The sequence below is a fragment of the Variovorax sp. DAIF25 genome (assembly GCF_050711835.1).
In the GTDB taxonomy this organism is placed as follows: domain Bacteria; phylum Pseudomonadota; class Gammaproteobacteria; order Burkholderiales; family Burkholderiaceae_C; genus Variovorax.
Genome location: NZ_CP136636.1, coordinates 7020860 through 7041125, shown reverse-complemented (window position 1 = coordinate 7041125; position 20266 = coordinate 7020860). Strand labels below are relative to the sequence as shown.

General features: G+C 71.1%; 19 protein-coding genes. 7 read left to right on the top strand and 12 right to left on the bottom strand.

Going from position 1 to position 20266, the window contains the following annotated elements; all coding sequences use genetic code 11:
* Positions 1-123: 123 nt before the first annotated feature.
* A complete protein-coding gene (locus R0232_RS32535) occupies positions 124-1029 on the bottom strand; it encodes a LysR family transcriptional regulator (RefSeq protein ID WP_208511068.1) in 906 nt (301 codons plus the stop codon).
* A 129-nt stretch (positions 1030-1158) separates the two neighbouring features.
* On the opposite strand from R0232_RS32535, the gene R0232_RS32530 reads away from it, so the two are divergent.
* The gene (locus tag R0232_RS32530; RefSeq protein ID WP_431510700.1) at positions 1159-2790 is read left to right on the top strand and encodes a GMC family oxidoreductase; all 1632 of its coding nucleotides are present in this window, start codon (positions 1159-1161) and stop codon (positions 2788-2790) included.
* Between the two features lie 7 nt (positions 2791-2797).
* Here R0232_RS32530 and tetR read toward each other — a convergent pair whose 3' ends face one another.
* Positions 2798-3484: a tetracycline resistance transcriptional repressor TetR gene (gene tetR, locus R0232_RS32525; RefSeq protein ID WP_431510699.1), complete on the bottom strand. Its 687-nt coding sequence runs from the start codon at positions 3482-3484 to the stop codon at positions 2798-2800.
* 91 nt (positions 3485-3575) lie between these two features.
* Between tetR and tet the strand changes: the two genes are divergently transcribed.
* Positions 3576-4778: a Tet(A)/Tet(B)/Tet(C) family tetracycline efflux MFS transporter gene (tet, locus tag R0232_RS32520; protein ID WP_431510698.1), complete on the top strand. Its 1203-nt coding sequence runs from the start codon at positions 3576-3578 to the stop codon at positions 4776-4778.
* 18 nt (positions 4779-4796) lie between these two features.
* Here tet and R0232_RS32515 read toward each other — a convergent pair whose 3' ends face one another.
* The 7 genes from R0232_RS32515 to R0232_RS32485 form a co-directional block, all read right to left on the bottom strand.
* Positions 4797-5861 (bottom strand): ABC transporter substrate-binding protein, encoded by a 1065-nt coding sequence (locus R0232_RS32515; protein WP_296780451.1) that lies wholly within the window; start codon positions 5859-5861, stop codon positions 4797-4799.
* A 64-nt stretch (positions 5862-5925) separates the two neighbouring features.
* Positions 5926-7107, bottom strand: a complete 1182-nt coding sequence (locus R0232_RS32510) for an NAD(P)/FAD-dependent oxidoreductase (protein ID WP_431510697.1) — start codon at positions 7105-7107, stop codon at positions 5926-5928.
* Positions 7104-8513, bottom strand: coding sequence for an FAD-dependent oxidoreductase (locus R0232_RS32505; RefSeq protein ID WP_431510696.1), 1410 nt, complete (start codon positions 8511-8513; stop codon positions 7104-7106). The genes R0232_RS32510 and R0232_RS32505 overlap by 4 nt, the downstream gene beginning before the upstream one ends.
* Positions 8510-8806: a (2Fe-2S)-binding protein gene (locus tag R0232_RS32500; RefSeq protein WP_431510695.1), complete on the bottom strand. Its 297-nt coding sequence runs from the start codon at positions 8804-8806 to the stop codon at positions 8510-8512. Before R0232_RS32500 ends, R0232_RS32505 begins: the two co-directional genes overlap by 4 nt.
* On the bottom strand, positions 8807-9601 hold the full coding sequence (locus R0232_RS32495; RefSeq protein ID WP_431510694.1) for an ABC transporter permease: 795 nt from the start codon (positions 9599-9601) through the stop codon (positions 8807-8809).
* A 4-nt stretch (positions 9602-9605) separates the two neighbouring features.
* Complete coding sequence (locus R0232_RS32490) at positions 9606-10466, bottom strand: ABC transporter permease (protein WP_093351028.1); 861 nt, start codon at positions 10464-10466, stop codon at positions 9606-9608.
* A complete protein-coding gene (locus R0232_RS32485) occupies positions 10463-11533 on the bottom strand; it encodes an ABC transporter ATP-binding protein (protein ID WP_431510693.1) in 1071 nt (356 codons plus the stop codon). Before R0232_RS32485 ends, R0232_RS32490 begins: the two co-directional genes overlap by 4 nt.
* Before the next feature lie 206 nt (positions 11534-11739).
* Between R0232_RS32485 and R0232_RS32480 the strand changes: the two genes are divergently transcribed.
* Entirely contained in the window at positions 11740-12597 is an 858-nt protein-coding gene (locus tag R0232_RS32480; protein ID WP_261210075.1) for an IclR family transcriptional regulator, read from the top strand.
* Between the two features lie 15 nt (positions 12598-12612).
* Here R0232_RS32480 and R0232_RS32475 read toward each other — a convergent pair whose 3' ends face one another.
* The gene (locus R0232_RS32475; RefSeq protein WP_398496704.1) at positions 12613-13212 is read right to left on the bottom strand and encodes a CDP-alcohol phosphatidyltransferase family protein; all 600 of its coding nucleotides are present in this window, start codon (positions 13210-13212) and stop codon (positions 12613-12615) included.
* 19 nt (positions 13213-13231) lie between these two features.
* Positions 13232-14155 (bottom strand): hypothetical protein, encoded by a 924-nt coding sequence (locus R0232_RS32470; protein WP_398496702.1) that lies wholly within the window; start codon positions 14153-14155, stop codon positions 13232-13234.
* Positions 14156-14420: 265 nt separating this feature from the next.
* On the opposite strand from R0232_RS32470, the gene amaB reads away from it, so the two are divergent.
* The 4 genes from amaB (at position 14421) to R0232_RS32450 (ending at position 19949) form a co-directional block, all read left to right on the top strand.
* Entirely contained in the window at positions 14421-15962 is a 1542-nt protein-coding gene (gene amaB / locus R0232_RS32465) for an L-piperidine-6-carboxylate dehydrogenase (RefSeq protein WP_431510692.1), read from the top strand.
* 108 nt (positions 15963-16070) lie between these two features.
* Entirely contained in the window at positions 16071-16988 is a 918-nt protein-coding gene (locus tag R0232_RS32460) for an amino acid ABC transporter substrate-binding protein (protein WP_431510691.1), read from the top strand.
* Positions 16985-18226 carry a pyridoxal phosphate-dependent aminotransferase gene (locus R0232_RS32455; protein ID WP_431510690.1) on the top strand — a complete coding sequence of 414 codons (1242 nt, stop codon included), beginning with the start codon at positions 16985-16987 and terminating at the stop codon, positions 18224-18226. Before R0232_RS32460 ends, R0232_RS32455 begins: the two co-directional genes overlap by 4 nt.
* 43 nt (positions 18227-18269) lie before the next feature.
* Positions 18270-19949: a thiamine pyrophosphate-binding protein gene (locus R0232_RS32450; protein ID WP_431510689.1), complete on the top strand. Its 1680-nt coding sequence runs from the start codon at positions 18270-18272 to the stop codon at positions 19947-19949.
* Here the strand turns inward: R0232_RS32450 and R0232_RS32445 are convergent.
* Positions 19946-20260, bottom strand: coding sequence for a hypothetical protein (locus tag R0232_RS32445; protein ID WP_057597260.1), 315 nt, complete (start codon positions 20258-20260; stop codon positions 19946-19948). The genes R0232_RS32450 and R0232_RS32445 overlap by 4 nt on opposite strands.
* Positions 20261-20266: the final 6 nt, after the last annotated feature.

Sequence of the window (20266 nt, the reverse complement as noted above, 5' to 3'; positions counted from 1 at the left end):
GCCCTGGGGCGTCATGTGCGACCGAACCCTCGATTACGTAGGGAAGCACGCCGTTTTTCCTGAGGCCTTTCTTAACTTTTCGTGAAACCGTTCGGGGCGCGCAGCAGGGTCATTCATACCTTCTCAGGTCCAGGCGCGCGTCAGCGCGTCCCAGGCACTCGCGATCACCGGCTCGTTGCGCCGCGCCGCCAGCGACACGAAGCGCAGCGCGCAGTCGAGCTGCACCCGGTCGGCCAGCACCAGCCCGTGGGCCTGGCTCTCGCGGATCGCGATCGAGTCGCGCAGCAGGCTCAGGCCCACGCCCGACTTCAGCAGGTCGAGCATCGAGGCCTCCTGGTCGACCAGCGCCACGCGGCGCGGCGCCAGCCCCAGCGGTCCGAACACGCGCTCGAGCAGCCGGTGGTGCGCCGATTCGGGCGGCGTCGCGAGCCAGGGCAGCGCCGCCAGCGCCTTCCAGTCGCGCCCCGTCACCTGCGGCCCCCAGCCGGCCGGCGCCACCACGCGGTAGGTGAAGCGCGTGAGGGTGCGCGCGGCCAGCGCGGCATCGCCGCCGGCCGCATCGCCCTCCGCATCGAGATGGAAGCCCACGTCGAGCTCGCCGCGCAGCACCTGCGAGAGCACCGTGCCGCTCATGCCGTGGCGCAGCTCGGTCTCGATCTGCGGCGCCGACTCGACCAGCTCGCGCAGGAACATGCCCAGGCGCGTGAATTCGGGATCGAGGATGGTGCCGATGCGCAGCGCACCGCGCACCGTCGACTGCAGGTTGCGCGCCGCCTGCTGCAGGTCGCCCACCGCGGCCAGCACGCGCTCGGCCTGCGGCAGCAGCGCCGCGCCATCGGCCGTGAGCGCCAGCCCGTGCGGCGTGCGCGTGAACAGCTGCAGGCCGGTGTCTTCCGCCAGGCGCTTGAGCTGCAGGCTCACGGCGGGCTGCGTGAGGTGCAGCCTGGCGGCGGCGCGCGAGACGCTGCCTTCGCGCGCGGCCAGCACGAAGGCGCGCAGAATTTGCAAGTCCATCGCGGCGGCAGTCATATAAATCGGATTTATACGCCATCTGATTCGATTTCATTGGCATTCCGGGCGTGGATTGGGCCAAATCAGGCGCAGCGGCTTAGCGCCGACCCATGAGTACGGAAAATATCGATGACGGAGACAAGCCCATTGAGCAACGACACCACCTTCGACTACATCGTCATCGGCGCCGGCACCGCCGGCGCGCTGCTCGCGAACCGGCTCAGCGCCGACAAGGACAAGCGCGTGCTGCTGGTCGAGGCCGGTCGCAAGGACGACTACCACTGGATCCACATCCCGGTGGGCTACCTCTACTGCATCGGCAATCCGCGCACCGACTGGCTCTACAGCACCGAGCCCGACGCCGGCCTCAACGGGCGCGTGCTGCGCTATCCGCGCGGCAAGACGCTGGGCGGCTGCTCGAGCATCAACGGCATGATCTACATGCGCGGCCAGTCGCGCGACTACGAGCAGTGGGCCGCGCTCACCGGCGACGAGGACTGGCGCTGGCAGAACGTGCTGCCGGCCTTCAAGAAGCACGAGGACTTCTACCTCGGCGCCGACGAGATGCACGGCGCGGGCGGCGAGTGGCGGGTCGAGAAGCAGCGGCTGCGCTGGGACATCCTCGACGCCTTCGCGGCCGCCGCGGTCGAGGCCGGCGTGCCGCACACCACCGACTTCAACCGCGGCAGCAACGAGGGCGTGGGCTACTTCCAGGTCAACCAGAAGAACGGCTGGCGCTGGAACACGGCCAAGGCCTTCCTGCGGCCCACCTGCTACGGCCGGCCCAACTTCGAGCTCTGGACCGGCGCGCAGGTCTCGAAGCTGGTGATCGAGCGGCTGGCCGACGGCACGCAGCGCTGCACCGGCGCCCGGATCTGGAACGGCCACGAGATGGTGACGGCGCACGCCACGCGCGAGGTGATCCTGAGCGCGGGCAGCATCGGCTCGCCGCAGATCCTGCAGCTCTCGGGCATCGGCCCGGCCGAGCTGCTGCGCCAGCACGGCATCGAGGTGGTGGTCGACGCGCCCGGCGTCGGCGCCAACCTGCAGGACCACCTGCAGATCCGCGCGGTCTACAAGATCGACGGCGCGCCCACGCTCAACGTGCTGGCCTCGTCGCTGGTCGGCAAGGCGCGCATCGGCCTCGAGTACCTGCTGAGCCGCAGCGGCCCGATGAGCATGGCGCCCTCGCAGCTCGGCGCCTTCACGCGCAGCTCGCCCGACCGCGAGTGGCCCAACATCCAGTACCACGTGCAGCCGCTGTCGCTCGATGCCTTCGGCGAGCCGCTGCACGCGTTCCCGGCCTTCACCGCGAGCGTGTGCAACCTCAACCCGACCAGCCGCGGCACGGTGCGCATCCGCTCGAAGCGCTTCGAGGACGCGCCCGCGATCGCGCCCAACTACCTGAGCACCGACGCCGACCGCAAGGTGGCGGCCGACTCGCTGCGCGTGACGCGCCGCATCGCCGAGCAGCCCGCGCTCGCCAAGTACAAGCCGCAGGAATGGAAGCCCGGCGTGCAGTACCAGAGCGACGAGGACCTCGCGCGCCTGGCCGGCGACATCGCGACCACCATCTTCCATCCGGTGGGCACCACCAAGATGGGCGCCGACAACGATCCAATGGCGGTGCTCGATGCGCGGCTGCGCGTGCGCGGCGTGCAGGGGCTGCGCGTGGTCGATGCGGGCGCGATGCCCACGATCACGAGCGGCAACACCAACAGCCCCACCTTGATGATGGCCGAGAAGGCCGCGGGCTGGATCCGCGCCGAGGCGCGCTGAACCGGCCTCAGCGCCGCGGCGCCGGGCCGCGCCGCGGCGGCGCGCCCTCGGCGGCCGCGCGGCGCCTCGCCTGCGGGGCCTGGGCCGCCAGCCGCACCTTCGCGCCTTCGAGCATCAGGTCCACGCCGATCTCGAACAGCGCATCGGGCCCCGCCGCGCGGTAGGTCGCGAACGCCTCCGCCAGCAGCGGCCGCGAGGCCGCGGCGGCATCGAGCGTCTGCTGCTGCATCGCCGCGTCGGCCGGCGTCGCCTGCTGCTCGAGCACGCAGCCCACGGTGTAGCGGCCCAGCGCGATCAGCAGGGTCATCGCCTGCGCGGGCGGCACGCCCAGGCGCACCACGGCCGCGAGCTGGGCCTCCACCATGTCGAGGTCGCCCGGGTCGGGCTCGGAGCCCGCATGCAGGCGCGCGCCGTCGCGCCGCGCCAGCAGCGCGCGCCGGAAGCTGCGCGCGTTCTCGCGCAGGAAGCTCTCCCACGACTCGTCGGGCAGCGGCAGCTTGCGGTGGTGGCTGCGGCGCAGGATCTCGCCGTTCATCGCGTCGAGCAGCGCGCGCTTGTTCTTGAAGTGCCAGTAGAGGGCGGGCTGCTGCACGCCGAGCCGCTCGGCCAGGAGCCGGGTGCTGAGCTTGTCCATGCCGACCTCGTCGAGCAGCGCGAGCGCCGCCTGGAGGATCACGTCGCGGTCCAGTTTCATTCAGTTGTCGTGCTTGCCGGTGTCGATCCGCGAGGGTACTTCACGGCCCGGAATTTATCGATGATAATTCCTTATCAAAGATAAATTAACCATGTCCTCCATTTCCCTCCCATTCGCCGGAAACCGCCACGCGCAGGCGGTGATCCTCGCGATCGTCACGCTCGATGCCATCGGCATCAGCCTGGTCATGCCGATCGTGCCGAGCCTGCTGCGCGAGGTCGGCCACAGCGGCGAGCTCGGCTGGCACTTCGGCGCCTTCCTCTCGCTCTACGCGCTGATGCAGTTCCTCTGCGCGCCCGTGCTCGGCGCGCTCAGCGACCGTTTCGGCCGCCGGCCGGTGCTGCTGATCTCGGTGCTGGGCGCGGCGATCGACGCGCTGTTCATGGCCTTCGCGCCCTCGCTGTGGCTGCTGTTCGTGGGCCGCGCGATCGCCGGCATGACGGGCGCGAGCATGGCCGTGGCCTCGGCCGCCATCGCCGACCTCACGCCCGAGCACCAGCGCGCGCGCTGGTTCGGCCGCATGGGCGCCTGCTTCGGTCTGGGCTTCATCGCCGGGCCGGCGCTCGGCGGCGTGCTCGGCGACCACGGCGTGCGCCTGCCCTTCATCGCGGCGGCCGTGCTCAACGGCCTGACCTTCCTGGTCGGCCTGCTGGTGCTGCGCGAATCGCGGCCGCCGGCGCTCGCCTCGCAGCCCTTCGACCGCGGCGTGCTGCATCCGCTCGCGCCGCTGCGCTGGGCCGCGAGCTTTCCGGCGCTGCTGCCGGTGCTCGGCGTGTTCCTCGTGCTGGTGCTGGTGGGCGAGGTCGCGGGCACGACCTGGGTGCTCTACGGCGAAGACCGCTACGCCTGGAACGCCAGCATGGTCGGCATCTCGCTCGCGGTCTTCGGCCTGCTGCAGGCGCTGGTGCAGGGCTTCGTCGCCGGGCCGCTGGTCGAGCGCTGGGGCGAGCGCACGGCGATCGCGGTCGGCACCATCGCCGACGGCACCGGCTATGCGCTGATCGCCTTCGCCTCGCACGGCTGGATGGTGCTGGCGCTGCTGCCCTTCCTGTGCCTGGGCGGCATCTGCGCGCCCGCGCTGCAGTCCACGCTGTCGGCGCGCGTGGGCGAGGCCCAGCAGGGGCGGCTGCAGGGCGTGCTCGCGAGCATCGCCAGCCTGGCCTCGGTGTTCGGCCCGCTGCTGATCAGCCCGCTGTACTTCGCGTTCCGCGCGCGCTTCCCGGGCATCGTGTGGCTGGCCGGCGCGGTGCTCTACCTGCTGTGCCTGCCGGTGCTGCTGCGCCGAACGCGCTGAGCACCCTCGCCAGCGCGGTCACTTCTCGATCGACTTGTTCCAGCGCGCGTTCCAGGCCGGCCGGTTGGCGTTGATGCTCTCCCAGTCGATGGTGACCGCGGTCTTCATCCACTGGTTGATCTCGGCCACCTGCGTCGCGCCCTCGCCCACGGCCGGCGCCTTGGGGTTGGTCGGGATCTGGGCGCCGTACTGCAGCACGTTGGCCTGCGCGAGCGGGCTCAGCAGGAACTCGGCGAGCTTCTGCGACAGCTCGGGCTCGCTGTTGTTGGCGATCACGCACTGGCCCACCATCAGCACCACCGCGCCTTCCTTGGGCGGCGCGTATTCCACCGGAATGCCCTTGACCTTGAGCGCGGCCACGGCCGTCGGCGTGAGCGGGAAGATCGCGGCCTCGCCGGTCTGCACCATCTCCGAGAGCTTGGCCGAGCTCGGGATGTACTCGAGCACGTTCGGGCCGATGGTGGTCGGCCAGGCCTTGAAGCCGGGCTCCACGTTCTTGTCGTTGCCGCCCTGGATGCGGTTGAACATCAGGAAGCCGTGCAGCCCGAAGGACGAGGACGACATCGACTGGAACACCACCTTGCCCTTGAACTTCGGATCGGCCAGGTCCATCCACGAGGTGGGCGCGGCCCAGCCCTTCTCCTTGAACATCTTCGCGTTGTAGGCCAGGCCGGTCATGCCCAGGCTCACGCCGCTGGCCATGTCGTCCTTGAAGCGCGCGGCCGGGTAGATCTCGGCCAGCGAGGGATTGGGCTTCTGCTTCTGGCACAGGCCCATGCCGATGGCGCGCACCATGATGCCGTCGTCGAGGAACATCACGTGCATCTGCGGCCGGTCCTTGTTGGCCTGGGCCTTGGCGAGGATGTCGGAGGAGGTGCCGGGCACCACCACCACCTTCGCGCCGTAGAGCTTCTCGAAGGCCGGGAAGACGTATTGCGTGTACGCCTTCTCCATCGTGCCGCCGTTCATGCCGATGTAGAGCGTCTTCGTCTGCGCGTGGACCGCGCCGCCGAAGCCCGCGAGGGCGGCCACAGCGGTGGCGGCGAAGGTGAGGAAAAAGGAAGTGCGGTCGCGTCGTGCCATGGTGGGACTCTCCGTTCAGTGTCGAGGGTGGATCTGCGGTTGCGGTGGGTTGCTCTTGTCGTGTTCAGTGCGAGGCCGATGCGGCGGCTTCGGCGGGCCGCGCGGCCTTCGCGTCGGGAAAGAAGCGCTCGATCGCGAAGGCCTCGATCGGCGTGGTGCTGCGGCCGTCGCACGCCAGCTCGGCCAGCACCTCGCCCGCGGCCGGGCCGATCTGGAAGCCCGCGCCCGCGAAGCCGAAGCCGTGGAACAGGCCGGGCGTGGTGCGGCTCGGCCCCAGCACCGGCTGGCGGTCGGGCAGGTAGCCCTCGGTGCCGCTCCAGGTGCGGATGAAATGCGCATGCGCGAGCCGCGGCAGCAGCTCGATCGCCTGCGCCGACAGCGTGGCGATGGCGTCGCGCTCGGAACGCGCGCGCTCGGCATCGAGGCCGATGCCGGCGCCGCCGCCGAGCACCAGGTTGCCGCGCGCGACCTGGCGGCAGTAGATGCCGCCGCCCTCGACGCCGAGGCTCCAGTCCATGAAGAAGGGCAGGGGCTCGGTCACCGCCATCGCGGGATGGCCCGACTGCAGCGGCACGGCCTCGCCGAAGTGGGTGGCGATCGGACCCGACCAGGCGCCCGCGCAGTTCAGCAGCACCGGCGAGCGCACCTCGAGCGTGCCTTCGGCATGGGTGGCGCGCAGCCGGAACAGCGTGCCGTCGTGCGCGACCTCGTCGACGCGGTGGCGCTCGAGCACCCGCGCGCCCGCATGGCGCGCCGCGAGCGCGAAGGCCGGCGACACCAGCCGCGGATTGGCCTGCCCATCCTCGATGCACAGCGAGCCGCCGAGCGCGCGCGCGCCGAGCCAGGGGCAGTGCTCGCGCAGCCGCGCGCCCGTCACCAGCTCGAGCCCGAGGTCGAAGCCGGCGTCGCGCACGCTCGCGCGGTAGCGCTCGAGCGCGGCCATGTCGTCCTCGCTGCGGCCGATCTTGAAATGGCCCGAGCGCTGGTACTCGCCCTCGGTGCCGATCAGTTCGCCGAGCCGGCCCCAGATGCGGTGCGCGCGCTGCGCCAGCGGCAGCTGGCTCAAGGGCCGGCCCTGGCGCCGCACGCCGCCGTAGTTGACGCCGCTGGAGCGCGAGCCGCAGAGGTCGCGCTCGAGCAGCACCACGTCCAGGCCCATGCGCCGCAGCGCGAGCGCGGCCGACGAACCCACGATGCCGCCGCCGACGATCGCCATGTCGCAGCGCAAGGTGCGGGTGGTGCTCATGTGCGCGCTCCCTCGGCGGGGCCCTGCGTGACGAGCCGGATCGGTATCGGCTTGACCGGTGCCTGCCCGCGCAGCCGGCCGACCTGCGCGAGCGGCTGGCCGGTCGCGTGCGCGAGGATCTCGGCCGCGGCCACGCCGCACATGCGGCCCTGGCAGCGGCCCATGCCCACGCGCGACAGCGCCTTGAGACGGTTGAGCTCGTCGGTGCCGTTGACCGCGACGGTCTGGCGCAGCGTGCCGGCCGTGACGTTCTCGCAGCGGCAGACGACGAGCTCGTCGGGTGCGTGGGCGGCCCAGTCGTGCGGCAGCGGAAACGCGCGTTCGAGCCCGCGGCGAAAGCCCGTCAGCTGGTCGAGCTTCTTCTCGAGCATCGCGGCGCGCGCGCCATCGACCGCCACGCCCTGGTCCGCGAGCAGCGCGAGCGCCGCGCGTTCGCCGGCCCACTCGGCCGCGTCGGCGCCCATGATGCCGGCGCCATCGCCCGCGAGGTACACGCCCGCCACGCTCGAGCGGCCCGCCGCGTCGCGTACCGGCAGGTGGGCGCGATGCATCGGCGCGAATTCGAAGCGGCAGCCCAGCAGGTCGGCCAGTTGGGTCTCGGAACGCAGCGCATAGCCGAAGCCGACGGCATCGCAATCGATGCGGCGCTCCTCGCGCCCGTCGTGCCAGGCGACACCGGTGACGCGGCTCGCGGCATCGTCGCCAGTCACGCGCAGCGGTCGCACGCCGCCGTGCAGCGGCACGCCATGCGCGCGCAGCCAGGCGACGAAGTAGACGCCCTTCGCGAACACCGCGGGCTGCCGCAGCATCGCGGGCGTGGCCGCGAGCTGGTCCGCGAGTCGCGCGGTGTCGAGCACGGCCGCGACCTGCGCGCCGGCCTTCGCATACTGGTAGGCCACCAGATAGAGCAGCGGCCCCGTGCCCAGGAACACCACGCGCTGCCCGATGGCACAGCCCTGGAACTTGAGCGCCACCTGCGCGCCGCCGAGCGTGTAGACGCCGGGCAGGGTCCAGCCCGGCAGCGGCAGCACGCGGTCGGTGGCGCCGGTGGCCACGATCAGCGGGCCATGCGGCACGCGCGCGGTGCTGCGCGTCGGGCCGTGCAGCACGTCGAGCACGCCGCCCTGCGCGTTCCACACCAGGCTGTCGGGCCGGTGGTCGATGCGATCGCGCAGGCCGTCGAAGGCTGCGTGCACCGCGTTCGCGCGCGCGGCCTCGAAGCCGTAGAGCGTGGCCGCCGCGCGTTCGACGAAGTTGGCGGGCGGGCGGCGGTAGATCTGTCCGCCGGCGCGCGCGGCCTCGTCGATCACGACCGGGCGCAGGCCATGCGCGACCAGTGCCTGTGCGGCGCGCACGCCGGCCGGTCCGGCGCCGACGATCACGGGAGGGTGTGGCGTCGTCGTCATGCCTCGCCCCGGCCGGTGACCAGCGCCATGCCCGGCGCGATGAAGGTGGAGCAGGCGCGCAGCCGTTCGCCCTCGGCGGTCGCGATCCAGCAGTCCTGGCAGGCGCCCATCATGCAGAAGCCCGCGCGCGGCGCGTCGCTGAACTCGTTGCGGCGCAGCTGGGCGGCCTGCGTGAGCACGGCGGTCAGCACCGTGTCGCCGGCCAGCGCCGACGCGGGCGCGCCGTCGAGCGTGAAGGGCACCGTGGCGCGGCCGGTCTCGGCCACGCGGTGCAGCAATGCGTGGGTCGCCATCTACTTGCGTCCCACCAGCACGCGGTCCAGGCCATAGAGTCGGTCGAGCACCACCATCGCGACGGCCGTCACCGCCACCATCAGCGCCGACACCGCGGCCATCAGCGGGTCGATCGATTCGGTGGCGTACATGTACATGCGCACCGGCAGCGTCACCGTGCTCGGCGAGGTGACGAAGATCGACATCGTCACTTCGTCGAAGCTGTTGATGAAGGCCAGCATCCAGCCGCCGGTGACGCCCGGCAGGATCATCGGCAGCGTGATGCGGCGGAACACCGTGGCCTGGCTCGCACCCAGCGAGAGCGCCGCCTGCTCGGCGCTGCGGTCGAAGCCGACCAGCGCCGCCACCACCAGCCGCAGCGTGTAGGGCGTGACGATCAGCGCATGCGCCATCACCAGCCAGCCGAAGCTGCCGGTGCCGCCCACCAGCGCGAACAGCCGCAGCAGCGCGACGCCGAGCACCAGATGCGGAATGATCAGCGGCGACAGGAACAGGCCGTTGAGGAAGTCGCGGCCCGGGAAGTCGTAGCGCGTGATCGCCATGCCGGCCGGCACCGCGAGCAGCGTCGCGATGGTGGCCGCGCTCAGCGCTAGCCACAGGCTGTTCCAGAACGACTGCACGAAGTCGGGATGCGCGAACACCGCCTCGAACCAGCGCAGCGAGAAGTGCGTGGTCGGGATGGTCAGCGTGTTCTCGGGCGTGAACGCGACGATGCAGACCACCAGCAGCGGCGCCAGCATGAAGGCGATGACGAGCGCGTTGAACGCGAGGGCGATGGGGCCGTTCCTGCTCATGCGATCACCCCAGCGCCTTCTTGTAGCGGCCTTCCACGAGCCGGTTGTAGCTCAGCATCACCACGAGGTTGGCGACCAGCAGCGTGAGCGCCACCGCCGCGCCCAGCGGCCAGTTGAGCTCGCTCAGGTACTCGTCGTAGACCACGGTCGCGACCATCTTGAGGCGGCGCCCGCCGAGCAGGCCGGGAATCGCGAACGAGCTCGCCGCGAGGCCGAACACGATCAGGCTGCCCGAGAGGATGCCGGGCATCACCTGCGGCAGCACGATGCGGCGCAGGGTGGTGAAGGGCGTGGCATTGAGCGAGAGGGCCGCGTTCTCCACGCCGGGATCGAGCTTCTGCAGCGAGGTCCAGACCGGGATCACCATGAAGGGCAGCATCACGTGCACCAGCGCGATCACCACGGCCGCGCTGGTGTAGAGGATCTTCACCGGGCCGATGCCCACCAGTTGCAGCAGCGCGTTGACCGCGCCCTCGGGGCCCAGCAGCATGCTCCAGCCGAAGGCGCGCACCACCACCGACACCAGCAGCGGCGCCAGCACCACCAGCAGCAGCACCGAGCGCCAGGGGTTGCGCATGCGGCTCAGCACATAGGCCTCGGGCGCGCCGATCAGCACGCAGATCAGCGTGACCAGCGCCGAGATCCAGAAGGTGCGCCAGAAGATGCCGTGGTAGTAGTCGTCGCCGAACACCTGCGCGTAGTGCGCGAGCGTGAACTCGCCGGTGCGCGGGCCGCTGGCCGGGTCGTAGACGTTGAAGGACAGCACGGCCGTGAGCAGCAGCGGCACCACGAGCAGCGCGATGAACAGCGCCAGCGCGGGGCCCGAGAGCCACCAGGGCGTGGCCTTGCGAGAAGTCCCGCTCATGCCGCCACCGCCTCGTCGTCGCGCAGCAGCCGCGTGCAGTGCGCGGGCCAGTCGATGCCGGCCGCGTCGCCTTCGTCGAGCGCGGCGCGGCCGTCGTTGGGGCTCAGCACCATGAGTTCGCCGGCCGGCGTGGCGAGCCGGTAGAGCCACTGGCTGCCGAGGAAGAAGCGCTCCCGCACCGTGCCGTCGAGCCGGCCGCTGCCCGCGGGCACCAGCTGCAGCTTCTCGGGGCGCACGCTCATCAGCACGGCGGCGCCGCTGTCGTAGCCGCCTTCGCCAACTTCGACCGCGAGCGGCCCGACCGCCACGTTGCAGCTGCCCGTGCCGCAGGCCGTGACCCGGCCCGGCAGCAGGTTGGCCTTGCCCACGAAGGTCGAGATGAAGCGCGTGCTCGGATGCTCGTAGACGCGGTGCGGATGGTCGATCTGCGTCGCGCGGCCGCCTTCCATCACCACCACGCGGTCGCTGATCGACATCGCCTCGCTCTGGTCGTGCGTGACCATCACCGTGGTGGTGCCGACCTTGCGCTGGATCTGGCGCAGCTCGAACTGCATCTCCTCGCGCAGCTTGGCGTCGAGGTTCGACAGCGGCTCGTCGAGCAGCAGCACCGGCGGCTCGATCACCAGCGCGCGCGCCAGCGCCACGCGCTGCCGCTGGCCGCCCGAGAGCTCGCGCGGATAGCGCGTGGCATGCGCCTCGAGGTGCACCAGCGCCAGCGCCTGCTGCACGCGCTCGCGGCGCTCGGCCTTCGGCATCTTGCGCATCTCGAGGCCGAAGCTCACGTTGTCGGCCACCGTCATGTGCGGAAACAGCGCATAGCTCTGGAACACGATGCCCAGGCCGCGCGTGTTGGCCTTGGCATGCGTGATGTCCTGGCCCGCGAGCTCGATGCGGCCGCTGGTCACGGCCTCGAAGCCCGCGATCATCTGCAGCGTGGTGGTCTTGCCGCAGCCCGAGGGACCGAGCAGCGAGACGAACTCGCCCTTCTCGACAGTGAGGTTCATGGCCGTCACCGCGCGGGTGCTGCCATAGGACTTGGACACGTCGCTGAGCCGCAGGAATGACATGGAACGCCTTTCGTCGGAGATCGGAATCCACGGCCGGCGCGCCTGCGCCGGGGCCGTGAATGCGTGAGTGCTTTCGATTCACTCTATTGCAACGATCGCGCCAGACCGCCACGGGTATTCCATTAATCAGAATATTTCTTCAATTTATTCCGTTCAATGGAATATGATGGCCCGAGCAAGATCGACGTATTCCAAGGAAACGGGACATGGAAACCACAACCGCGGCCAGCGGCGGCGTGCCGCGCATCTTTTCGGTGATCCGGGCGCTCGGCGTGGTGCAGGCCGAGGGCGGCCGCGTCACCCAGATCGCGCGCGCCGTCGGCCTCACGCAGGCCACCACGCACCGCCTGCTGCAGTCGCTGATGGCCGAGGGCGTGGTCGAGCAGGACGAGCGCAGCAAGCTGTACCGGCTGAGCATCGAGTTCTTCGCGCTCGCGGCCAACGCCGGCAATCCCGGCGACCTGCGCACCCTGTGCCGGCCCGCGCTGCTGCGCCTGTGCGCGAGCCTGGGCGACAGCATCTTCCTGCTGGTGCGCAGCGGCTTCGATGCCGTGTGCCTCGACCGCAGCGAGGGCCCGTTCCCGATCCGCTCGTTCACCGGCGACATCGGCGGGCGCATCGCGCTCGGCGTGGGGCAGGGCGCGCTCGCGATCCTGGCCTTCCTGCCCGAGGGCGAGCGCGAGGAGGTGATCCGCTTCAACCTCTCGCGCGTGCGCGAGTACGGCGTCTACGACGAGGTCTACCTGCGCACCGAGATCGAGCGCGTGCGCCAGAGCGGCTTCGCGGGCCGCAACACCGGCCTGCTCGAGGGCATGGCCGGCGTGGCCGTGCCCATCCTCGACCGCGAGGGCCGCGCCGTGGCCGCGCTGAGCGTGGGCACCATCGCCGACCGCCTCAACGCCGACCGGCTGCCGACCGTGGTCGACCTGCTGCAGCGCGAGGCGGTGGCGATCGGGCCGAGGATCAATCCCTTCGATGCCTCGCTGCGCCGGCCGGCGCAGAGCCTGGCGGGGTCGCCGGCGGGGCAGAGGATTCCGATGCCGGAGGCGGCGGGGCCGGGCTGACGCCGCGGCGGGCGGTCAGGGTGCCGAAGATCGGCGATCGTGCGCGGCGCGCAGCCGCAGCGCGTGCACGATCGAGGGCACGTCGGCCTTCCACGCCTTCAGCACGCAGGAGATCGCCAGCCCCTCGAGGTCGGCCGCGATGCCGACGTAGATCGCCAGCGCCACCGGCACGCCCGTCTCGCCGAAGCCCAGCAGCGAGAGGAAGCCCGCGAACAGGAACAGGCCCCAGGCCTTGGACGACCACATGTGATAGCTGGCCTCGCGCCCGAACTTGGCGAGATCGAAGGCATAGCGGGCGATTTCGAGCGCGAGCAATGCGAGCAGCGCCACCGCGTGGTCGCGAAAGACCTGCGGGTACAGCAGCCAGGCCGCCGCCGTGGCGCCCGCATAGAACAGCGAATCCGCGAGGCTGTCGAGGCGGCGCAGGTTGGCGGTGGCGATGTTCAGCCGGCGCGCGATGATGCCGTCGAACACGTCCGAGAGAAAGGCCAGCACGAGGCAGGCGCCGAACAGCAGCCGGTGCGGAAAGGCCAGGGCCGCGATCACGACCACGGGCGCGAGCAGCGCGCGCAGCATCGTGAGCCCGAGCGGGATCCGGTGCGTGAAGGGGGTCATCGAACCGAAGGCCGTGTGCCTATTGGCGCGCCTTGCGTGGCTCCGGTCCGAGGTCGAAGGTGTACTGCGTCGCGCTCGGGAATATCCACAGCACGTAGGGCACCGACTTGTCCATGGCGGGACCATAGTTGTCCATGTTCACGCGCATGACGAGCCGTCCGCCGGGCGCGATGTCCGCGTCGCCGGACGTGAAGCCCGCGAAGCCCATCAGGGTGGACCGGAGGATCGGCGCCTTGACGGAGGCGACCGTCGCGTGCCGGGTCGAGGCGGCGGGGCTCAGGTCCACGAGCAGTTCCGCGCGCAGTTGCCGGTAGGCTTCCTGGATTTCCGACCTGTAGGCCTCGAACTCCGCGCCGGCGGACGCCGTGCTCAGCCGATCCACGGGCAGGCTGCGCTCGAGCGCGAAGTTGTAGTTGCCGTTCCAGGCCTTCACGCCCGCCGTCGATGCCGCTTCCGCGCGCAGACCGACCACGGTGAAGAGATTCTTCCGGTCGTCGTCGACGTACAGCATCAGGTAGGGCGCGATCTTCAGCGCGCTGCCATCGGCCGCCGCGGCATTCGGACTCAGCGCCGGCAATGCCTTCCAGGCCGTCGACATCTCGTCGAGCGGATTCAGTTGCAGCAGGCTGGATCTGCTGGCCGCCTCCCCGAGTTCGCGGGTCTGCGCCCCGATGCTCGCGGCGTTCGCCACCATGCCCACCGGGCCGAAGAGCAGGGCCGTCACGGCGCTGCCGCCGCCCGTCTGCAGCACGTAGAGGCCCTGCTTTTCCAGCGCATGGCCGCGTGGCGCGATCGCCTCCTTGGCCGGCGGCGTGGTGCTCACCTCGATCGGGCGGCTCGCGAGCGCCGAAGGCACCGACGCGACCTGAAGACCCTGCAGATTGCCGCAACCCACCAGGGTCGCGGCCGAAACGATGAGAAAAGCGAAGCGAGCCAGATTCAAGGTGTTCCTCCCGGGCATGTCGTGTGTCGTTGGTGGTGGCGTGCGTCCCCTGGCGGAACGGACGGCGGGCGCACTGTAACGCGTGGGGCCGGTCCGTCGAACGCGCCGCGGGGCGTTCGGCCGCGCCACTTCCTTCCCCAAACGCATCAAGTCCTTCCATATTTTCACTAGCCAACCCCGCCCACTTCGCAGATATTGGCGCGGTTCCCCCGACCCCGGTCGCCTTCCTTCTTCTTTCTTCCCGACTCCCCCGCGGAGCGCGCCCATGTCCGAAGTCCACACCTCCGTTTCCCTGCCCTCCGAAGTCGAACAACTGCTCCAGCGCCTGGGCGTGCCGCGCGAGTCCCACGTCGGCGGCGAGCTGACGGTGCGCTCGCCGCTCACGGGCGAGGTGATCGCGCAGGTCGCGCAGACCACGCCGACCGCGGCCACCGAGACCATCGCGCGCGCGCATGCCGCCTTCAAGGCCTGGCGCGCGGTGCCGGCGCCGCGGCGCGGCGAACTGGTGCGGCTGCTCGGCGAGGAACTGCGCGCGGCCAAGCGCGACCTCGGCCGGCTGGTCACGCTCGAGGCCGGCAAGGTGCCGTCCGAGGGCGCGGGCGAGGTGCAGGAAATGATCGACATCTGCGACTTCGCGGTCGGCCTGTCGCGCCAGCTCTACGGCCTCACGCTGGCCACCGAGCGCGCCGAGCACCGGATGATGGAAACCTGGCATCCGCTGGGCGTGTGTGGCGTGATCTCGGCCTTCAACTTCCCGGTCGCGGTGTGGTCGTGGAACGCGGCGCTGGCGCTGGTGTGCGGCGACCCGGTGGTGTGGAAGCCGTCCGAGAAGACGCCGCTGACCGCGCTCGCGGTGCATGCGATCGCGGCGCGCGCCATCGAGCGCTTCGGCGCCGACGCGCCCGAAGGTCTGCTCGGCCTGCTGCTGGGCCAGCGCGACATCGGCGAGCTGCTGGTCGACGACCACCGCGTGGCGGTGCTGTCGGCCACCGGTTCCACCGCGATGGGCCGCCAGGTCGGTCCCAAACTCGCGGCCCGCTTCGCGCGCGCCATCCTCGAACTCGGCGGCAACAACGCGGCCATCGTCACGCCCTCGGCCGACCTCGACCTCACCTTGCGCGCGATCGCCTTCGCGGCCATGGGCACGGCGGGCCAGCGCTGCACCACGCTGCGCCGGCTGTTCGTGCACGAGAGCGTGTACGACAAGCTGGTGCCGCGCCTGATCAAGGTGTATGGCGGCGTGAAGGTCGGCGATCCGCGCGAGGCCGGCACGCTGGTCGGTCCGCTGATCGACCGCGCGGCCTTCGAGGGCATGCAGAAGGCGCTCGACGAGAGCCGCGATGCCGGCGCGATCGTGCATGGCGGCGGCCGCGTCGACGGTATCGGCGGTGCCGAGGCCTACTACGCGCGCCCGGCGCTGGTCGAGCTCAAGGCGCATGTCGGCGCGGTGCTGCGCGAGACCTTCGCGCCGATCCTCTACGTGGTGCGCTATGCCTCGCTCGACGAGGCGATCGAGCAGCACAACGCGGTGGGCGCGGGCCTGTCGTCGTCGATCTTCACGCTCGACATGCGCGAGGCCGAGCGCTTCCTCTCGTGCGCCGGCTCCGACTGCGGCATCGCCAACGTCAACATCGGCCCGAGCGGCGCCGAGATCGGCGGTGCCTTCGGCGGCGAGAAGGAAACCGGTGGCGGCCGCGAGGCCGGCTCCGACAGCTGGAAGGCCTACATGCGCCGCGCGACCAACACCATCAACTATTCGACGGCACTGCCTCTCGCACAGGGCGTGACCTTCGATATCGGCGACTGATTTCCCGTGACGCAGGCTTTGGCCGCGGCGGCGCATGAGCGTCGCCGCGGGCGGATGCCTGCGCGCTTGCCTGACCATCCATCACCACAACGACGAGGAGACGACGACATGAACTTCATTCCATCCCTGCACCCGCTCAAGGCCGCGGCCGCCACGCTGCTGCTGTCCCTGGCCGCCACGGCCGGCGCGCAGCAACCGGCGCCCGCGGGCACGCTCGAGAAGATCGCCGCCAGCGGCAAGGCGGTGCTCGGCGTGCGCGAGGCCTCGCCGCCCATGGCCTACATGCTGGGCGCGGGCGAGAAGTACGTGGGCTACCACGTGGAGCTGTGCGAGCGCGTGCTCAAGGACATCGTGCCGGCCGCGAAGCTCGAGTACATGGCGGTCACCGCGCAGAACACCATCCCGCTGGTGCAGAACGGCACGCTCGACATCGGCTGCGGCCCCACCACCAACAACCTCGCGCGCCAGCAGCAGGTGGCCTTCGCGCTCACCACCTACGTGAGCGAGGTGCGCATGGCCACGCGCGTCGACTCGGGCATCACCACGCTCGACCAGCTCGCGGGCCGCACCGTGTCGGCCTCCACCGGCACGACGGCGGTGCAGCTGCTGCGCAAGCGCGAGCGCAGCAACAACGTGAGCATCAACACCATGCTCGGCAAGGACCACCTCGAGAGCTTCCTGCTGATGGAGTCGGGCCGCGCCGATGCCTTCGTGCTCGACGACAACCTGCTGGCCGGGATCATCGCGAACTCGAAGAACCCGACGGCCTACCGCATCGTCGGCGAGCCGCTGGGCTCGGAGCCGATCGCGCTGCTGTTCCGCAAGGACGACCCGGCCTTCAAGGCGGCGGTCGACGGCGCGCTGCGCCGCCTCATGAAGAGCGGCGAGCTCGAGCGCATCTACACCAGGTGGTTCGTGGCGCCGATCCCGCCGAAGAACACCAGCCTGAACCTGCCGATGAGCGCGATGCTCAAGCAGCTGGTGCTCGAGCCCAACGACAAGCCGCTGGAGAGCTACGCCAAGTGAGTCCCGCTTCCGCCGCCTCTTCGTCCTCCTCCTCGAACTTCGAGCCGGCGCAGCGCGTGCGCGCACTCGGCGTGTCGGAGATCCTGCGCATCACCGACCATGCCAACGCGCTCAAGCGTGCGGGCCGCCCGGTGATCGTGCTGGGCGCGGGCGAGCCCGACTTCGACACGCCCGACAACGTGCGTGAGGCCGCGGTGCGCGCCATCGGGCGCGGCGACACGCGCTACACGGTGCTCGACGGCAGCCCGGCGATGAAGGCGGCGGTGCAGCTCAAGTTCAGGCGCGACAACGCGCTGGACTTCGGCCTCGACGAGATCAGCGTGAGCGCGGGCGCCAAGCAGGTGATCTTCAACGCGCTGATGGCGAGCCTGGATCCGGGCGACGAGGTGATCCTGCCCGCGCCCTACTGGACCTCGTACGCCGATATCGTGCGCATCTGCGGCGGCGTGCCGGTCGGCGTGCCCTGCGGCGACGCGCAGGGCTTCCGGCTCGAGGCCGCGCAGCTCGAGGCGGCGATCACGCCGCGCACGCGCTGGCTGTTCCTGAACTCGCCCTCGAACCCGAGCGGCGCGGCCTACGGCGCCGATCAGCTGAAGCCGCTGTGCGAGGTGCTGCTGCGGCATCCGCGCGTGTGGGTGCTGGCCGACGACATCTACGAGCACATCCTCTACGACGGCCTGGCCTTCGCCACGCCGGCGGCGGTGGAGCCGCGGCTGCGCGAACGCACGCTGACGATCAACGGCGTGTCGAAGGCCTATGCGATGACCGGCTGGCGCGTGGGCTACGGCGCCGGGCCGCGCGCGCTGATCGCGGCGATGGCCGTGGTGCAGAGCCAGACCACCTCGTGCCCCTCGTCGGTGAGCCAGGCCGCGGCGATCGAGGCGCTGACCGGGCCGCAGGGCATCGTGGCCGAGCGGCGCGACGACTTCCAGCGCCGGCGCGACTTCGTGGTGGCCGCGCTCAACCGCATCGACGGCCTGCATTGCCCGCGGCCCGAGGGCGCGTTCTATACCTTCGCGCGCTGCGAGGGCCTGCTGGGCCGGCGCACGCGCCGCGGCGCGCTGCTGGCCAGCGACGCGGACTTCTGCCGCTACCTGCTCGAGGACTTCGAGGTGGCGGTGGTGCCGGGCAGCGTGTTCGGGCTGGCGCCTTATTTCCGCATCTCGTACGCGACCTCGATGGCGCAGCTCGAGGAGGCCTGCGCGCGCATCGCGGCGGCCTGCGCGGCGCTCGAATGATTCCGTCCTTCTTTCTTCTTCTCCCTCGCATCGGAGCCCTCTCGTGACCCCCACCTCCCGCACCGGCGGCCAGCTCCTGGTCGACCAGCTCGTCCTGCACGGCGTCGAGCAGCTGTTCTGCGTTCCCGGCGAAAGCTTCCTCGCGGTGCTCGATGCGCTGCATGACGCCTCGATCGCCGTCACCGTCTGCCGCCAGGAAGGCGGCGCCACCATGATGGCCGAGGCCCAGGGCAAGCTCACAGGCCGGCCCGGCGTCTGCTTCGTCACGCGCGGACCGGGCGCGACCAATGCCTCGGCCGGCGTGCACATCGCGCACCAGGACTCGACGCCGCTGCTGCTGTTCGTGGGCCAGGTGGCGCGCGAGGCGCTGGGGCGCGAGGCCTTCCAGGAGCTCGACTACGGCGCGGTGTTCGGCACCATGGCCAAGTGGGTGGTGCAGATCGACGACCCCGCGCGCGTGCCCGAGCTGGTGTCGCGCGCCTTCCACGTGGCGACCTCGGGCCGGCCCGGCCCGGTGGTGATCGCGCTGCCCGAGGACATGCTGACCGAGGCCGCCGCGGTGGCCGATGCGCTGCCCTACGCCGTGACCGAGACCCATCCGGGCGCGGCGCAGATCGCCGAGCTGCAGCAGCGCCTCGCGCAGGCCGAGCGGCCGGTGGTGGTGCTCGGCGGCAGCCGCTGGTCGGCCGAGGCCACGCAGCAGTTCGCGCAATTCGTCGAGGCCCACTCGCTGCCCGTGTACTGCTCGTTCCGGCGCCAGATGCTGCTGTCGGCCGAGCATCCCTGCTACGCGGGCGACCTGGGGCTGGGCGCCAATCCGCGCATGCTGCAGCGCATCCGCGAGGCCGACCTGGTGCTGCTGGTCGGCGGCCGGCTGTCGGAGGTGCCGTCGCAGGGCTACGAGCTGCTGGCCATTCCGCAGCCCGCGCAGGCGCTGGTGCACGTGCATGCCGATGCCGACGAGCTCGGCAAGCTCTACCGGCCCGCGCTGGGCATCCATGCCACGCCGCGTGCCTTCGCCGAGGCGGTGGCCGGGCTGAGGCCGGCGCAGGCGCCGGCCTGGAAGTCGCGCACTGCCGAGGCGCGCGAGGAGTTCCTGCGCTGGAGCGATCCGGCGCCGATCCGCGTGCCGGGCCCGCTGCAGATGGGCGAGGTGATGCAGCACCTGCGCGAGGTGCTGCCGCACGACACCATCTTCTGCAACGGCGCGGGCAACTTCGCGACCTGGGTGCACCGCTTCTGGCCGTTCCGCGCCTTCGCGAGCCAGCTCGCGCCCACCAGCGGCTCGATGGGCTACGGCCTGCCGGCCGGCGTCGGCGCGAAGCGGCTGTGGCCGCAGCGCGAGGTGGTGGTGTTCGCGGGCGACGGCGACTTCCTGATGCACGGCCAGGAGTTCGCGACCGCGGTGCAGTACGGGTTGCCGATCCTCGTGGTGCTGCTCGACAACGCCATGTACGGCACCATCCGCATGCACCAGGAGCGCCACTACCCGGGCCGCATCAGCGCCACGCAGCTGAAGAACCCCGACTTCCGCGGCTATGCCGAGGTGTTCGGCGGCCACGGCGAGCGCGTCACGAGCACCGCCGAGTTCGGCCCCGCGCTGGCGCGCGCGCGGGCCAGCGGCAAGCCTGCGATCCTGCACTGCGTGCTCGATCCGGAGGCGATCACGCCGTCGACCACGCTGCAGGCGATCCGCGACACGGCGCTCGCGAAGAGCGCCTAGCGCAGTCCGCCGATGTATTTGGGCGGCGGCTGCCGCCCGCTGCCGTCGGGCAGCCGCGCCGCGGCCTCGAGCCGCGCGGCGCGCGCCAGCGGCTCCATCGCCTGCTCGAGCCGCAGCGCGATGGCCGCGAGCTCGTCGTCGTGGGTCTCGGCCGCATGCGCGCGCGCGAAGCGCACCATCTCGGTGGCGTACTCGGCATTGACGGCCATCCACTCGGTGTCGGTCACGCGGCCGTGCTTGCGGCGCAGGGCCACGTGCAGGCGCGCCGCGAGCGCGATGCGCTCGCTCTCGGACAGGACGTGGCCATCCATCGCGGT

Excerpts from the sequence above, each read along its gene's own strand:
- R0232_RS32500 (WP_431510695.1), bottom strand. The coding sequence starts at position 8,806 with ATGGCGACCCACGCATTGCTGCACCGCGTGGCCGAGACCGGCCGCGCC.
- R0232_RS32535 (WP_208511068.1), bottom strand. The coding sequence starts at position 1,029 with ATGACTGCCGCCGCGATGGACTTGCAAATTCTGCGCGCCTTCGTGCTG.
- R0232_RS32480 (WP_261210075.1), top strand. The coding sequence starts at position 11,740 with ATGGAAACCACAACCGCGGCCAGCGGCGGCGTGCCGCGCATCTTTTCG.
- tetR (WP_431510699.1), bottom strand. The coding sequence starts at position 3,484 with ATGAAACTGGACCGCGACGTGATCCTCCAGGCGGCGCTCGCGCTGCTC.
- R0232_RS32510 (WP_431510697.1), bottom strand. The coding sequence starts at position 7,107 with ATGAGCACCACCCGCACCTTGCGCTGCGACATGGCGATCGTCGGCGGC.
- R0232_RS32475 (WP_398496704.1), bottom strand. The coding sequence starts at position 13,212 with ATGACCCCCTTCACGCACCGGATCCCGCTCGGGCTCACGATGCTGCGC.
- R0232_RS32485 (WP_431510693.1), bottom strand. The coding sequence starts at position 11,533 with ATGTCATTCCTGCGGCTCAGCGACGTGTCCAAGTCCTATGGCAGCACC.
- tet (WP_431510698.1), top strand. The coding sequence starts at position 3,576 with ATGTCCTCCATTTCCCTCCCATTCGCCGGAAACCGCCACGCGCAGGCG.
- amaB (WP_431510692.1), top strand. The coding sequence starts at position 14,421 with ATGTCCGAAGTCCACACCTCCGTTTCCCTGCCCTCCGAAGTCGAACAA.
- R0232_RS32495 (WP_431510694.1), bottom strand. The coding sequence starts at position 9,601 with ATGAGCAGGAACGGCCCCATCGCCCTCGCGTTCAACGCGCTCGTCATC.
- R0232_RS32445 (WP_057597260.1), bottom strand. The coding sequence starts at position 20,260 with ATGGATGGCCACGTCCTGTCCGAGAGCGAGCGCATCGCGCTCGCGGCG.
- R0232_RS32460 (WP_431510691.1), top strand. The coding sequence starts at position 16,071 with ATGAACTTCATTCCATCCCTGCACCCGCTCAAGGCCGCGGCCGCCACG.
- R0232_RS32515 (WP_296780451.1), bottom strand. The coding sequence starts at position 5,861 with ATGGCACGACGCGACCGCACTTCCTTTTTCCTCACCTTCGCCGCCACC.
- R0232_RS32490 (WP_093351028.1), bottom strand. The coding sequence starts at position 10,466 with ATGAGCGGGACTTCTCGCAAGGCCACGCCCTGGTGGCTCTCGGGCCCC.
- R0232_RS32505 (WP_431510696.1), bottom strand. The coding sequence starts at position 8,513 with ATGACGACGACGCCACACCCTCCCGTGATCGTCGGCGCCGGACCGGCC.